Raw genomic sequence first — 15,258 nt, 5'->3', positions numbered from 1 at the left:
CTGGAAGATTACACCGTGCCCGCCAGCTTGAAGATCGGCAGGTAGAGCGAGACCACCATGCCGCCGACCAGCACACCCAGGACGACCATGATCAAGGGTTCCAACAGGGTAGACAAGGTGTCGACCATGTTGCTGACTTCGTCTTCATAGAACTCGGCCACCTTGAACAGCATGTGGTCCAGCGAGCCGGATTCCTCGCCAATGGCGGTCATCTGCACCACCATGTTGGGGAACAGGCCGGTCTGGCGCATCGCCAGCTGCAACTGGTGGCCCACCGCGATGTCGTCACGCATTTGTCGCACGGCATCGCCGTAGACGATGCTGCCGGTGGCACCGGCCACGGCGTCCAGCGCTTCGACCAGCGGCACACCGGCGCGGAAGGTGACGCCCAGGGTGCGCGCGAAGCGGGCAATCGCTGATTGCCGCAGGATTTCACCCATCACCGGCAACCGCAGCGAAATACGGTCCAGCAGATGGGCAAACGCCAACGAGCGTTTCTTTCCGGCGATGATCCCGGTAATCGATCCGAACACGATGGCGATGATCATCCACCAGTAGCTCTTCACGAACTCGGAGGCGCTGAGCACGAATTGCGTCGGCGCGGGCAGGTCGGCACCGGCATCCTGGAAGGTCTGCGCGAACACCGGCACCACGAACAACAGCATGATCATGGTGACCAGGAACACCACCGCCAGCACCATGGCCGGGTAGAACAGCGCCTTCTTGATCTTTTTCTTGATCGCCTCGGTGCGTTCCTTGTAGGTCGCCACCGTGTCGAGCACCGTGTCCAGCACACCCGCCGATTCGCCGGCGCGCACCAGGTTGCGGTAAAGCTCGTCGAACTGCACCGGGTGCCTGCCCAAGGCCTCATGCAGCGACGCGCCGCCCTCGATGCCCTGCTTGACGTCGGTCAGGATGTTCTTGAAGCGGACGTTCTTCTGGCCATCGGCGATGATGTCGAAGGACTGCACCATCGGCACGCCGGACGCCATCATCGTGGCGATCTGGCGGCTGAAGACGGCCACGTCACCGGGCTTCACCGTCTTGCCGGTGGCGCCGAACAGCGGCTTGGACTTCTCGCGCACCGTCTGCGGGTTCATCCCCTGGCGGCGCAGTTCGGCCTTGACCAGCGAGGCGTTCTTCGCCGGCATTTCGCCCTTCATGCGCTTGCCGCGCTTGTCCAGCGCGACCCAGTCGTACATGGTCATCCTGCTGACCTCGGCGCGCTGGGCGCCGATATCACGCGCGTTCTTGGCGATTGCGTTAGCCGTAGCCATGCCCGATTCCCCCGATGGTTCGATCCGCGACCGCCGCTCGCGCGGCGGGTCGTCAGTGCAGCTTATGCCAAATCCGACAAGTTATTTCGTGCCGTTCCGCGCAACTTCGCATGGCCGTTGCGCCCCTTGGGCCCCATTGTAGGAGCGCCCTTGGGCGCGACCCCTTCCGGCGACGCCGTCAATCCTTGGTAACGCGATCGATCTCGGCCAGGCTGGTTACCCCGGCCTTGGCCTTCAACAGCGCCGAGGCTCGCAGATCGTTGATGCCGATGCTGCGCGCCACCTCGCCGATCTGCAGTGCGTTGCCACCCTGCAGCACGATCTGCTGAATGGCCTCGGTCATCGGCATCACCTGGTAGATGCCCACGCGACCCTTGTAGCCTTCGTTGCAGTGGTCGCAGCCAACGGCCTCGTACAACGTCAGCCCGGCATCGATGTCCTCCTGCGTGAAACCGGCCGCCAGCAGCACGTGCGGCGGCAGGGTCTGCGGCTTCTTGCAGTCGTGCAGGCGGCGGGCCAGGCGCTGGGCGATCACCAGCGTTACCGACGAAGTGATGGAGTAAGGCGGGATGCCCATGTTCATCAGGCGCGCAATGGTCTGCGGCGCATCGTTGGTATGTAGCGTGGAAAGCACCATATGACCGGTCTGCGCGGCCTTGATGCCGATCTCGGCGGTTTCCAGGTCACGAATTTCGCCGACCATGATCACGTCCGGATCCTGGCGCAGGAACGAGCGCAGCGCCGCCGCGAAGGTCATGCCGCGCTTGACGTTCTGCTGGACCTGGTTGATCCCCTCGACGCGGATTTCCACCGGATCCTCGACCGTGGAAATGTTGCGCTCCGGCGTGTTGAGGATATTCAGCGCTGTGTACAGCGACACCGTCTTGCCCGAACCAGTCGGGCCGGTCACCAGCACCATGCCGTAGGGCTTGTGGATGGCATCCAGGTAGAGCTTCTTCTGGTCCGCTTCGTAACCCAGCTTGTCGATGCCCAGCTTGGCCGAGGAACTGTCCAGGATACGCAGCACGATCTTCTCGCCGAACAGCGTGGGCAGCGTGCTCACGCGGAAGTCCATCGAGCGGCTCTTGGACAGGTTGAGCTTGATGCGGCCGTCCTGGGGCACGCGGCGCTCGGCGATGTCCAGGCCGGCCATCACCTTCAGGCGCGAGGAGATGCGGCTGGCCATCTTCATCGGCGGGTTGGCCACCGGCCGCAGCATGCCGTCCATGCGCAGGCGCACGCGGAAGTTGGTTTCGAACGGCTCGAAGTGGATGTCCGAGGCGCCGCGGCGGATGGCGTCCACCAGGATCTTGTTGACGAACTTCACCACGGGTGCGTCGTCGCCGCCGGTGGCGTCGTGGCCGGTGCTGTCGGCAGCCTCTTCGTCGGCCGTCTCCAGCGACAGCTCGTCGAAATCGTCGTTGCCCATCTCGGGCATCGTCGCGTTCATGTTCGCCAGCGCGCCGTCGATGGCCCGGGACAACTGCCCGCGCTCGACCAGGATCGGCTCGACCATGCAGTTGGAGTGGAACTTGATCTCGTCCAGCGCATGCGACTGCATCGGATCGGAGATGCCCACGAACAGGCGCTTGCCCCGCTTGAACAGCGGCAACGCCTGGTGCTTGGTCATCAGCGCTTCGCTGATCAAGTTCACCGGCATCGACGCGGTCGACATCGAGCTGACATCCATCATCGGCATGCCGAACTCGGACGAGGCCACCTGGGTAAGCCGCGTGCTTTCCACCAGGCCGTGATCGAGCAGCCAGGCCGCCAGCGAAATCTTCTTCTGGGTCGAATCGTCGACCGCCTTGCGGACATCCGCCTCCGGCAGCACGCCCTCGGAAACCAGGCGACGCGCCATGCCGGTCAGACCGACGAGCGACGGTTGCAGTTGGGATGACATGATAGATACCGGCCTTAAGCCCCCTAATTGACAAGGAATTTACTCCAGAACGGCTCCGCGGTCATCACTGCTGGTGGCGCAACCGTGATCGCTATCGCGCCGCGGGACGTGTCCCGCGCGCTCTTTCCCGACCCAGCCGGGCAAGAGTGTTGGAGAAGGGGAAAGTGCCTTCCTCCACAGAACAACCAAGCCGCCGTCCCCCGATCGCCCCTCCCAAACCTCCCGCGCTATCATCCCCCGGATACTCCAGGGGAATCTCCTTGACACGCCTGAGCATCATCCTGCCCGCGAAGAACGAAGCGGCGGCCCTGACCGATCTGCTGCCGACGCTGCGTACAGCCCACCCGGACGCGGAAATCATCGTGGTCGACGACGGCTCGACCGACGACACGCGCGCCATCTGCGCCGCCAACGCCGTCGACTGCCTGTCCTCGCCCTACTCGATGGGCAACGGCGCGGCGATCAAGCGCGGCGCACGCGCGGCAAAAGGGGATTGGCTCGTGTTCATGGATGGCGACGGCCAGCACGACCCAGCGGACATCGACCGCCTGCTGGCGCGGCTGCACGAGGGCTACGACATGGCCATCGGCGCGCGCGACTGGGGCAGCCAGGCCGGCGTCGGCCGCGGCCTGGCCAACACCCTCTACAACTGGCTCGCGACCCGCATGACCGGCCACCCGGTACTCGACCTCACCTCTGGCTTCCGTGCCGTGCGCGCGGAGAAATTCCAGGAGTTCCTGTACCTGCTGCCCAACGGCTTTTCCTACCCCACCACCAGCACCATGGCCTTCTTCCGCAGCGCCTATCCGGTTGCCTACGTGCCGATCAAGGCTGCCCAGCGCGTGGGCAAGAGCCACATCCGGCCGCTGCGCGATGGGCTGCGTTTCCTGCTGATCATCTTCAAGATTGCGACGCTGTATTCGCCGCTGAAGCTGTTCGCGCCGACCGCCGTGGTGTTTTTTCTGCTGGGGTGCGCAAACTACTTCTGGACCTATTACCACTACAGCCGTCTGACCAATGGCAGCACATTGCTCTGGAGTGCGGCGGTTATCGTCTTCCTCATCGGATTGATTTCCGAGCAGATCACGGCGCTCACATACCGTCGCGATGAGTGACCAGGACAAGCCCACGGTCCTGGTGCTCGCCTCCACCTACCCGCGATGGGCGAACGATCCAGAGCCGGGCTTCGTCCACCAGTTGTGCCAGCGGCTGACCGATCGCTTCACCGTGATTGCGGTGGTTCCCGATGCGCCGGGCGCGGACCCAAACGGGATCTTTGAAGGCGTGCAGGTCGTGCGCTATCGCTATGCGCCGCGGCGATTGCAAACGCTGGTGAACAACGGTGGCATTGCCGCCAACCTGAAGCTGTATCGCTGGAAATGGCTGCTGCTGCCCGGCTTCGTGCTGGGACAACTGATCGCCGCAAGGCAGGTGTTCCGGCGCCAGCGCGTGGACGTGGTGCACGCGCATTGGCTGATTCCGCAAGGCCTGGTCGCCCGGCGGCTTAGGCGACCCTACCTCGTCACCTCGCATGGCGGCGATCTGTTCGGCTTGCGGGGAGGTCTGCTGACGAGACTGAAGCGGAAAGTGGCCGGTTCGGCTGCAGCCATGACCGTCGTCAGCCGTGCCATGCAGGAAGAGGCGCTTCGCCAGTGCATCCATGCTCCCGCATTGTCGGTAGTGCCAATGGGCGTGGACCTGCAAGAGCGTTTCACCCCCGGATCCGACCTGCGCTCCGCCGACGAACTGCTGTTCGTGGGGCGGCTGGTTGCCAAGAAGGGATTGCGCTTCCTGTTACAGGCGATGCCCATGATCATCGCCCGACGGCCGTCCGTGCGATTGACCATTGCGGGCTTTGGCCCGCAAGAAGCAGCACTGCGGCGGCAGGTGGACGAACTGGGAATCGGCGCCCACGTCACGTTCAAGGGGGCCGTGGCGCAGGACCAGCTTCCCGCGTTGTACCGTCGCGCTGCCGTGTTCGTCGCGCCGTTCGTACGCGACAGCTCGGGCGACCAGGAGGGACTCCCGGTGGCGCTGATGGAAGCGGTCGGCTGCGGCTGCCCCGTGGTGGCCGGCCAGGTACAAGGGCTGGGCGATCTGCTCGGCGAGTCGGCCGCAACCGTGTGCGTGGATCCGACAAACCCCACCGCGCTGGCCGATGCCGTGCTGGACAATCTGGAACACCCCGAACGAGCGCAGGCTCGCGCACAAGCCATCCGCACGAACGCGATGGCACGGGTCGACTGGCAGGCGGTTGCCGGGCGTTACGGCGACTTGCTCATGCAATGTGCCCAACCCATGCGCAAGGACTGACACCCGCGCAAGTCCCTTTAGGAGCGCCCTCGCGCGCGACCTTAGTGCTGCCAGCAGGCGGACTTCGCAAACCTCGGTAGGCACCTATCCCGCGACGGCAACATTTTCGGCCACCAGCGAGCGCAGCCGCGGCTCGATCTCGCCTATCAACTCCTGCCAATCCTTGATCGGCACCCTCGGCACCACCGGCGCAGCCAACTGCCTCCCGATCCGTGCCGCAAGATCTTCAGCGTCACCCGCCCTGTAAAGGCAATCGGGCACGTCAGCCAGTAGCTCTCCCATGGCACCGACGTTGGCCGCCACCACGGGCAGGCCGCAGGCAAGCATCTCGTAAGCCTTTTGCGGAAAGCAGTAGCGGCCGAATGCAGTGTCCAGTACGCAGATCGCGCCCACGTCTAGCGCACCGAACAAGTCGGCTACCCGGTCGTGGGAAAGCGCACCCAGGTAATGCACCCGCGCCCCCTGCGGGGGCGGCAGCGCGGCCTCGTGCGGCCCGGCCAGGACCAGATGCGCATCCGGCAAATCCCTGCGCAGGCGCTCCCACGCCGCATAAAGCGTGGTCACGCCCTTGTCCGGGTGCAGGCCGCCCGCCGTACCGAATAACTTAGCGTCCACTGGCAACCCGAGCGCCTCGCGGCAGGCGCGGCGATCGCGCGGGCGAAATACGCGCTTGTCTACCGAACTGGGCATGGCCATGACGCTGCCGGCGGGCCGATAGACCCCTTCCACAAAACCTCGCAATTGCTCGCTGGTAGTCAGCACCAGCGCTGCCCGGCGCACTGCTCGTCGTAACAGGCCAACCATGCCAGGAATACGCGCTTGCCCGAACCCCTCGAAATTGTCGTAGAGGTCAGCCACAAACGGGACCCGCAGGCGCTTCGCCAGCCAAGCGCCCAGCGCCACCTGCGGGATATCCGAGGCGCCAATGACAAGGTCCGGCGCGAAGGCGCGCAAATGCCGCAACACCTGCCAGGGATAGCCCGCCATGCCGAGCCCGAGCGGCCCGGGCGCGTGGGCCTGCCACTGCAGCCTGCCGGGGGCTGCATCATGCTTCCAGCCCCCGGCTTTGGTGCCCGGCCGGTAGTCCAGGCAGATGCCCTCGACCTCATGCCCGAGCAGCGCCAGTTGTCGCGGTATCTCGTACAAGCGCGCATAGCGGTCAAGGATCACATCCTTGCCCATGTAGCGGCGCTTGCACACGAACGCGATGCGCATGATCAGCCCAGCAGCCGCTTGGCCGCGGCGAGCGCCGCGCCGACCACCTGGTCCATGTTGTAGTAGCGGTACTGCGCAAGCCGGCCAACAAACGTGACGTCCCGTTCGGCCTTGGCCAGTTCCTCATAGCGCTTGAAAAGCGCCTCGTTCTCCTCGCGCGGCACCGGGTAATACGGGTCGCCCTCGGCCTGGGGATATTCGCGCACGATCGATGTGCCCGAGTGTACTTGGCCGGTCAGATGCTTGAACTCGGTAATGCGCGTGTACGCGTGATCGTTCGGGTAGTTGATCGTACCGGTTTCCTGGAAGCGCTCTAGCCCTGGCAGATGTTCGTGTTCGAAGCGAAGCGAGCGGTAGGGAAGGCGACCGAAGCGATAGCCGAAGTAGGCGTCGATCGGCCCTGTATAAACGGTATGATCGCGCGCAATTTTATCGCGGACATCTTGAAAATCCACCCCGAGTTCCACGGTAATCAAGGGATGGTCGAGCATGTTTTCGAACATCCGGGTGTAACCATGCAGCGGCATGGCCTGGAAAGTATCGGTGAAGTAGCGATCGTCGATATTGGTTCGCACGGGAATGCGCGCGGCGACCCCCGCTTTGAGCTCGGCGGGGTCTAGCCCCCACTGCTTGCGGGTGTAGTTGAGAAAAAATTTTTCATAGAGATCGCGGCCGACGCTGTTGAGTACCACGTCCTCGCTGGTGCGTATCGGATCGCGAGGCTCGCGTACTTGCTCAAAAAAGGCGGCCGCACCGGCTTCGTCCAACTCTATCCCGTACAGCTGGGTTAACGTGTCGCGGTTGATGGGAAATGGATATTCCTGGCCATCGACGACACCACGCACGCGATGTTCGTATGGGCGCCAGTCGGTAAAACGGGAAAGGTAGTCGAAAATTCGCTCTCCGTTCGTGTGGAAAATATGCGGACCATAGCGATGCACCAGCACCCCATGAGCATCATGCTCATCGTATGCGTTGCCCCCAACGTGCGGGCGCTTGTCGATGACATGCACACGCCGACCGGTATCGGCAAGCTCGCGCGCGACCACGCTCCCGGCAAAACCGGCACCTACAATAAGCAAGAAACTGTCAGACATGAATCTACCCGTTACCTGTCAAGGCGCCAATATCTATGGCGGATTCCCCTGGTTCCACAGATGCCATCCAGGCAGCCGGCCATGATTGCCTTGGCCTGGATCCAGCGGTCGGCTTCCAGCCACAAAGCCAGGAAAAGGCGGGCGAACGTGCCAGGAACGGCTTCGGTCCAGAAACGGATTCCATAGTGTGTCCTGGCGACTAGAAGCCTGTTACGCGTATCGTAATAGCGCCGCCAAGGGGGAAGCGATAAATAAGCCAACCGATGCCCGAGAATATTTCGATATTCCACGCGTGCTATTGGATGCCCGATGCGGCTTGCCTTGACGAGGAACAGTCTTGCGCCTGCTGCACGTGCCCGAAGACTGTATTCGACATCGTCTGCCGAAATAAAATACTCGGAATCAGGAACGCCAATGGCTGCGACTAGGTTCGAGTGGACAAGGAAGCCGAGGAAAGGGAGAAACGCTACTTCTGCGATCGACGGAAGTTCGTCGACCCGATCGGCTGCCTGCAGTTCCCCAGGGGCGGCAATAAGATTCACAGACCAAGAGAGCTCATTTCCCCTGCAAGCGATCGAAGCATAGACGTTCTCCGGAGTCGGAGAAGCTCGGTGAAGCGATGCCAATGCATCTGGAAGTGGAATTGCGTCATCGTCCATTAACCACAGCCAATCGCAATCCAACTCCATGGCTTTTGAAACGCCTATGGCAAAGCCACCGGCCCCACCGATGTTTTGCTCAAGCCTCAGGTATACGAATTTGCGTGGGTACTTCGTGCAGTAGGCGCCAATGGCTTCCTCGCTGCCATCCGTTGAAGCGTTATCCACCACTATGATTGTAGTTGGCGGCAAGGTCTGACTGACGAGGGCATCCAAGCACTGCAGGAGCAACTCACGGCGGTTGAAGGTCACGACGACCGCGGCGGTGCGAATTGGTTGCTGCGTCATGTCGGTCTGCTCTTCTTGATTCGACGATTCACGCTGAACAAGAAACGATGGGTCCGCGGAAATGCGAGAAGGAAAGCGGGGACCAACGCGGAACGCCAGTGGCCTGACCGGTGACCGACCGCCAGATATCCGAACAAGCTGAGCCGCCTGCGCTTGCAAACGCCAAGGGCGAAAGAAGCAGCTGTATGGCGGCGCTTGGCGGCTTCGATTGAGGCGGGTGATCGTGAAAGGCGTGCATCGGCGAGCATTTGCCTCGAAACCCAGTAGTTGGCGCGAATTCGATGGCTCATACGAGCGACATGGCGGCTAAAATTTTCGCCCTGCATTTTCCTTGGCAACCACACTGAAACGTTGGTTCTGTAGTTGACCAAAATTTCGTCTAGGACTGCTACTCCGCCAAGGAGACTTGCCCGAACAGTCAAGGGGATGTCTTCCACGGCAAGCTTGGGATGTAGTTGGCCAAAGCTCCGCATTACCGCAGGGCTATAGGCAGCGCAAGCGCCGAGCAAAAGCAGGCGACGTGAGTCGTCATAGCCAATCAAGCTCTCCGGAGTTGGTTGAATGTCATGCAATGCAGTATCGACCAATCCACATGGCTCGCCGCAATCATCGATTGCTCTCGCGCCGCAATAAATGGCATCCGGGCGTTCATGAGACGCCATCCATCTTTCCATTATCCGGGAGGCCCTCTGAGGCAGGGAAATGTCATCTCCCGCAGCGAGCACGATCATCTCTCCTTGCGCCAACTCAAAAACCTTGTTGACATGTTCGCCTATCCCGAGATTCTGGCTGTTGATGTTCAGGCGTACTGCGTGGGACCCCGTGTAGGAAGCGACCGCTTGGGCGGCGATGCTAGAAGAACCATCCGTCGAGGCATCATCGGATATTAGAATTTCCAAATTGGGGTAGATTTGAGCGAACGCGGCTGAAATCGCTTCACGGACGTACTGCGCTTGGTTGTATATCAAGACAACCAGCGTGACCAAGGGTGTTGAGGTGTCGCTCACGGCATCTCCCGTTTGCGCTGTCTCAGCATGTGATAAATGGACCAGCTGGAAATCAGTGATCCTAGGCCGGTGATAGTAATGCCTGTCGAAAGAGCCGCGGCCGGATAACTGTGGTTAACGATAAAAAGGGCGATGATCAGTAGCGATACACAGGTAACGGCCAGCCGATTGGCTCGATTCCATAGCGTAAGGATGTGAGTGCGGACAAGCCTATACACCATCGCCAAGTATAAAATGTAAGAAATCGCGAAGCCAATGCCTGTCGCGTCCAGGCCGAAGCGATCGAGCAGCCCCAAAGTTATTGCCACATAAATTACGTTCCAAGCCACCTCGGCTAACAAGTACGCGCGGGGTCGGTTGGCAGCCAAAAGCACGAAGCCTAGTGGCCAAGCCGCAAGCTTGAACACATCACCCAGAATCTGCCATCGCAATATGGCAACCGAGGGCAGGAAGTCGGAAGTATAGAGAAGCTTGATAGTCCACGGTGCTAGCGCGAACAAGGCAAGAAAGATGGGGCAGGCGGCGACAAACGCCAAGGTCGTCTGCTGATTTAGCAGCCGAGCAGTGGTTTGAGGGTCGGCTATGGTCGCCGTTAGCCGGGGGTAGTAGTCGACAGCCATCGCAGCCAATATAAAGCCGATGTATGTCATGGATATGGACCAGGCGGCTTGAAAATGCCCCACCGCCTCGGGTCCTAGCCTGTGGTTGATGGCACTTCTTACTACTAGTTGGGAAACGTTTGCCAACGTAATGCTGGCGGAAAAAGCCAGGCCCAATCGCATGATTGGCCAGGCTCGTTGTAATGAAACGCGGAATGGCACGCTCGTGGCGCGTAAGCCCGACCTGTTTGCTAAAATTGACGAAATCGCAAATGCCGTCGTCTGAAGTGAAAGAACGCCTGATACTACCCCGGTCAAGCCCCATATACGGGCAAAAATCAACAAAGTCGCACCCGATATCACGCTGCCCGCGATCGTTATCTTGGCCAGATCGTTGATTTGCCCCAACCCATTGAGTTGCGCGGAACGGCTCGCGGCGAGGATCGCCAAAAGCACCGCTAATGACAACCAGCCTATCGCAGCGGATTGATTGGGGTCGTCGAATATCCAGAGCGCGAGCTGGCCGCGCAGGCACCACGTGGCGGTCCCTGCCGTTAACCCCAATAACCAGGAGGCCGAGCGAAGCGCCGCAACAATTTCGGCAGCGGTCGCTCTATCCCTGTTCGCCTTCGCCTCGGCTATGAACCTGACACCACCCCCGCTTATATTCGCAACATTGGAAAACGCTGCGACTAAGCTGGCATAGAGGCCAGCTAGGCCGACGCCGTAAGGGCCTGTCAGCAGAGACAGGCCCTTGGACACGACAATTGCAACGATGATACTGATCGCAGACGCGCCGCCCATAACCGAGGCCGATCGGATCAACGTTCGATAAGGCGTGGTCGACATCATCGATCATCAAGGATTGTCGCCAGTGTCTGGCAAACGTATTGCCCGTCAGCCAAATTCATGTGCGGGCCCAAGGGCAGGCTGAGCACACGGTTTGCGAGATCTTCGGCAATGGGAAGAGTTCCCTGGGGAATGCCTAAATCCGTGTAGGCTTGCTGCATGTGCGGAGGGATAGGATAGTGAATAAGGGATGTGATACCCGCTTCGTGTAGCTTCTTTTGTACGCGCTCCCTTTCGTCCAATCCAACAACAAACAGGTGCCACACTGGATCAGCCCACTCGGGTACGGCCGGAAGCGCGGCTTTCAAGTGGCCAAGTTCGCGCAAATAGAGATTGGCCAGAACCTTCCGATGCTCATTCCACCTGTCCAGATTGCGCAGCTTTACCCGCAATATTGCAGCCTGTAGAGAGTCAAGGCGGCTGTTCGTGCCGCGAACTTCGTTAACGTACTTGGTGCGGGAACCGTAATTCCGCAGGACCCGCAGGCGCTCCGCGATTGCTGAATTATTGGTAGTCACTGCCCCACCATCGCCGAGTGCGCCGAGGTTTTTGCCAGGGTAAAAGCTCCAGGCAGCGGCGTCTCCAAGTGAACCGACACGGCGCCCTCGGTATCGGGCGCCATGGGATTGAGCAGCATCTTCTAACACGGGAAGCCCGTGATGATCCGCAATCGCCAATATTGGATCAATGTCTGCTGGTTGACCATAAAGATGAACCGGAATGATGCATCGCGTTCGTGTCGTGACAGCTTCTTCTATGAGTGATGGATCAATGTTGTGGGTAGCTGCGTTGGGCTCCACCGGAACCGGAACGGCCCCACATTGACTGACTGCCAGCCATGTCGCAATAAAGGTGTTGGAGGGCACGATTACTTCATCGCCGGGGCCTATCCCGAGGGCAAGCAAGGAAAGGTGCAGGGCGTCAAGCCCGTTGCCAACACCTATGCAAAATTTTGCGCCGCAATAATCGGCAAAGTCAGCTTCGAAAGCCTCCAGCTCTCGTCCAAGAATGTAGCTTCCGCTTTCGAGTACGCGATGAATTGCTTCTTCGATTTCCCGGCCGATCTCCGCATGTGCCGCGGCCAAGTCCAGGAATGGAATCACGGTTGCTTCTTCCTGAGGAATTCATCGTACTCGCGAATATAGTCGTCCGCTTCGTAATAGTCGGATGCAAGAACCATTAATACGGCGTCAGGCGAATACTTATATTGGATGGTCCACGTCATCTCGGGTAAGTAGAGGCCGAGGTTTGGCCTGGCGAGGACGTATTCCTCCCGCGTTATTCCGTCGTCTGCAATTACCGCGCACGAGCCTTTCACGCAAACTAGAAATTCCTTGCACTTGATGTGCGCGTGCTCGCCACGGGTCTCGGCGCTCGGAACGTCGAACACCGTAAAGTAGCGCTTCGGCGAGAATGGAACGGTGCGTTCGAATTCACCGACGCTAAGGGAACCTCTTATATCGTGCACTAGCGGCATTTCATAAAGTGAAACGCCCTTGACCAAGGTGGGCATCACCTTGGTTTGATTGTTTGAGGCTTGGACCTCCGAAAAGTCGGGAATTTTTTCGGTGCTTACGTAGCCTACGATCCGGGCTGGATTACCAATGACCATGGCGCGCGGGGGCACCGAGCGAGTCACTACGGCCCCCGCACCTACCATCGCCTTTTCACCGATGGTTAATCCAGGGAGAATGGTTGCGTTGGCGCCGATAGAGGCGCCGTCTTTGATAACGGTAGATTCCAGCGGCTTTGAATGGTCCCTGCTGCGAGGAAAGGGATCGTTGGTAAACGTTGCGTTCGGTCCAATGAAAACGTCATTGCCTACGCGCACGCCATCCCACAATTGGCTACCGCTTTTTACGGTTACTCGATCGCCTAAATGGACATTTCCTTCAATGAGTACGTGTGCACATATATTGCAGTCGCTGCCTATCTCGGCGCCATGCAGGATCACCACGAATTGCCAGATTTTCGAGTCGTCGCCAAGAGAGGCACCGGGCGATACGTCAGCCAATGGATGGACAAAGCACTTCATTGAGACGGTTCCTGGTTGTTTTTCGGAAAGCGGATACCCATTTCAAGACTTCGGATAGTACCCTCCAGCCTGCCTGCGGTATTCAGAAGGCGGAGAGAGTTAAGTTCGCGCCGTGCTGATGCTCGGTCGCCCGTCGCAAGATGCATCCGTATAAGCGTAGTCAAGTAGGCGGGCTCTTGAGGGGCGGCGTGCGAGGCCATGTCGGTCATGCGTATTCCAAGGCCATGATTGCCGAGAACGCTCCATGCGTAATCGCCGTAGGTCGCTAACAGCCGCGCGCTAGGGTTGGGATGAGACAGCGCCGCCTCAAAAGCATCTAACATGCGTTGCTCCGGTAGGGGGCACAACCTTTCCCGCGCGCACTGGGTTAAAGCACCTAGAGAGCTTTCGTCTTGTACGCCAGGAACTTTTGCTTTTAGCTTGGTGATCAAGCTGTCCCACCATGAATCTTTAGTAGGAAGGCCCATACGCACGTTCATGTAAATTAAGGCTTGCTCCGGAAGTATCGACGAATCGGGAAGTTCCATCGCCCGTTCAAGAGGCGCATAAGCCAGTCGAGTGAATGGTGATCCAGGGTTGTAGTGTGAATAGATTATGTACGTTCGTCCCAGTTCGTATTGAGCACGCGGCGATGCCGGTGCGCGATCAGCCAGTTCAGCAGCGAGGCTTAGCGGATCGCCCCAGGCGTAGGCGGTCTGCGCGGTTTGCATGGTCCAGAACAGTAATAGCCCACCCAACGCAACGTAGCGGGGCAGGGCCATGGGTAGCGCGTATGGTGAATTGTCCGGGGATGGGGAGCGGCCTGGCGCGGCCAGCAATGGGACGATCGCCAACAGGAGGCCAAAGCTGGCGAAGTAGTTGCGGTGCTCGTAGACGAGCTCCAGCGGCAGGATGGTGCCGGTGAGCAGATGGCATCCGAGGAACAACAGGATGCCGAGCGCGGCCAGCGGACGCCGGCGACGGAGCCACAACCCAGCAGCGAACAGCAACGCCAAGGACAACAGGCTAGCCAGCGTGGTCCACGGGTGGAGCAGTCCGGACGAGGGCACGAAGTCGTCGTGATAGAACGAGAGCGCCTCGGGCGTAGGCAGCACCGTCCAGCCAATGTAGTCGGTGATGATGCGCGCCTCGCTCAACAGGCGGGTGCGAAGGGTGAAGTCGCGTGTTGCCCAGGTTGCGGGGTCGAGCAGGCCCGGTAGTAGCCACGCCAAGCCGATGACGAGCGGCACGACGAGGATTCCCACGAACAGCCCGGCGATGGCCCAGTCAAACCGACCTTTCCTGTTGCGGAAATCGAACACTACCCATTCCGCGAGCACCGCATAGAGAGGAAGCATCACGGCGGTTTCTTTGGCCATTAGCCCGGCAGCCGTGGGCAGGATGAGGCTCGCTGCGCAGAGGGCGTAGTTCCGCCAGGCGGCACTGGCGTCTGCGCGAGGATCCTGCAGCTTGCCCCGGGTATGCACGTAGCCAAGCAGGCCGACCAGTACAAACAGATTGGCCATGCTCTCCATGCGTTGGACAACATAAAGCACGCCAGTAAGGTTGATCGGCAACAGCAACCAAGCGCCCGCGATGAACGCTGCCAACCATTCAGCTGGGTGCTCTCCCCTGCACCGGCGTAATAGTGCGCGCGCCAGCAGGAACAGGACGACGCCGTTGAGCAGGTGAATCACCAAATTGGTGACTTTCATCCAGTATGGATTGAGCCCGGTAGCAAGGTAGTTTGCTGCGAAGCTCAGCGAGGCCAGGGGCCTTTTGAACTCGCTTGACGGCGAGGAAAGCGCGGCGCGCACCAGCGAACCTATGCTTGCGTTGGGCGGCTGCACGCCCGGATTGTCCACGATGTTCGGGTAATCGTCGAACAGCCAGCCGCCTGTCAGGCCGGGAAAGTACACACAGGCCGTGAGGATCAACGCTACGAAAAGGATCCAGCCGGCCTTGCTCCCGCGCGAGCGGGTGTGAGCAGGCAACGGGAAGCGCTTCTCGCGTACGTCCATCCCGGGAGTCTAGCGG

Annotated in this window: 12 protein-coding genes; 2 read left to right on the top strand and 10 right to left on the bottom strand. The window is 60.2% G+C overall.

What is annotated here, in order from left to right; genetic code table 11:
• Window positions 1–8: 8 nt before the first annotated feature.
• Together OSC30_RS08215 and pilB are read right to left on the bottom strand one after the other, a co-directional pair.
• Window positions 9–1,277 carry a type II secretion system F family protein gene (locus OSC30_RS08215; protein WP_323374203.1) on the bottom strand — a complete coding sequence of 423 codons (1,269 nt, stop codon included), beginning with the start codon at window positions 1,275–1,277 and terminating at the stop codon, window positions 9–11.
• A gap of 178 nt (window positions 1,278–1,455) precedes the next feature.
• Window positions 1,456–3,180 (bottom strand): type IV-A pilus assembly ATPase PilB, encoded by a 1,725-nt coding sequence (gene pilB / locus OSC30_RS08210; protein WP_267171366.1) that lies wholly within the window; start codon window positions 3,178–3,180, stop codon window positions 1,456–1,458.
• A gap of 260 nt (window positions 3,181–3,440) precedes the next feature.
• On the opposite strand from pilB, the gene OSC30_RS08205 reads away from it, so the two are divergent.
• Window positions 3,441–4,295 carry a glycosyltransferase family 2 protein gene (locus OSC30_RS08205; RefSeq protein WP_267171365.1) on the top strand — a complete coding sequence of 285 codons (855 nt, stop codon included), beginning with the start codon at window positions 3,441–3,443 and terminating at the stop codon, window positions 4,293–4,295.
• Window positions 4,288–5,493, top strand: coding sequence for a glycosyltransferase (locus tag OSC30_RS08200; protein ID WP_267171364.1), 1,206 nt, complete (start codon window positions 4,288–4,290; stop codon window positions 5,491–5,493). The genes OSC30_RS08205 and OSC30_RS08200 overlap by 8 nt, the downstream gene beginning before the upstream one ends.
• Window positions 5,494–5,577: 84 nt before the next feature.
• Here OSC30_RS08200 and OSC30_RS08195 read toward each other — a convergent pair whose 3' ends face one another.
• From OSC30_RS08195 to OSC30_RS08160, 8 genes are read right to left on the bottom strand one after another with little or no spacing between them, the layout of a single operon-like run.
• A complete protein-coding gene (locus tag OSC30_RS08195) occupies window positions 5,578–6,708 on the bottom strand; it encodes a glycosyltransferase family 4 protein (RefSeq protein ID WP_267171363.1) in 1,131 nt (376 codons plus the stop codon).
• 2 nt (window positions 6,709–6,710) lie between these two features.
• Window positions 6,711–7,805, bottom strand: coding sequence for a UDP-galactopyranose mutase (gene glf, locus OSC30_RS08190; RefSeq protein WP_267171362.1), 1,095 nt, complete (start codon window positions 7,803–7,805; stop codon window positions 6,711–6,713).
• An 11-nt stretch (window positions 7,806–7,816) separates the two neighbouring features.
• Window positions 7,817–8,752, bottom strand: coding sequence for a glycosyltransferase (locus OSC30_RS08185; RefSeq protein WP_267171361.1), 936 nt, complete (start codon window positions 8,750–8,752; stop codon window positions 7,817–7,819).
• The gene (locus OSC30_RS08180; RefSeq protein WP_267171360.1) at window positions 8,749–9,759 is read right to left on the bottom strand and encodes a glycosyltransferase; all 1,011 of its coding nucleotides are present in this window, start codon (window positions 9,757–9,759) and stop codon (window positions 8,749–8,751) included. The genes OSC30_RS08185 and OSC30_RS08180 overlap by 4 nt, the downstream gene beginning before the upstream one ends.
• Window positions 9,756–11,210, bottom strand: a complete 1,455-nt coding sequence (locus tag OSC30_RS08175) for an O-antigen translocase (protein WP_267171359.1) — start codon at window positions 11,208–11,210, stop codon at window positions 9,756–9,758. The genes OSC30_RS08180 and OSC30_RS08175 overlap by 4 nt, the downstream gene beginning before the upstream one ends.
• Window positions 11,207–12,310, bottom strand: coding sequence for a DegT/DnrJ/EryC1/StrS family aminotransferase (locus tag OSC30_RS08170; RefSeq protein ID WP_267171358.1), 1,104 nt, complete (start codon window positions 12,308–12,310; stop codon window positions 11,207–11,209). Before OSC30_RS08170 ends, OSC30_RS08175 begins: the two co-directional genes overlap by 4 nt.
• Window positions 12,307–13,242, bottom strand: coding sequence for a WxcM-like domain-containing protein (locus tag OSC30_RS08165; RefSeq protein ID WP_267171357.1), 936 nt, complete (start codon window positions 13,240–13,242; stop codon window positions 12,307–12,309). The genes OSC30_RS08170 and OSC30_RS08165 overlap by 4 nt, the downstream gene beginning before the upstream one ends.
• Window positions 13,239–15,242, bottom strand: a complete 2,004-nt coding sequence (locus OSC30_RS08160) for a hypothetical protein (RefSeq protein ID WP_267171356.1) — start codon at window positions 15,240–15,242, stop codon at window positions 13,239–13,241. The genes OSC30_RS08165 and OSC30_RS08160 overlap by 4 nt, the downstream gene beginning before the upstream one ends.
• Between the last annotated feature and the right edge of the window lie 16 nt (window positions 15,243–15,258).

This window comes from Frateuria hangzhouensis, from assembly GCF_026410505.1.
GTDB classification, from domain to species: domain Bacteria; phylum Pseudomonadota; class Gammaproteobacteria; order Xanthomonadales; family Rhodanobacteraceae; genus Frateuria_A; species Frateuria_A hangzhouensis.
The sequence above is the reverse complement of the archived record's forward strand: the minus strand, read 5'-3'. Positions and strand labels throughout refer to the sequence as shown.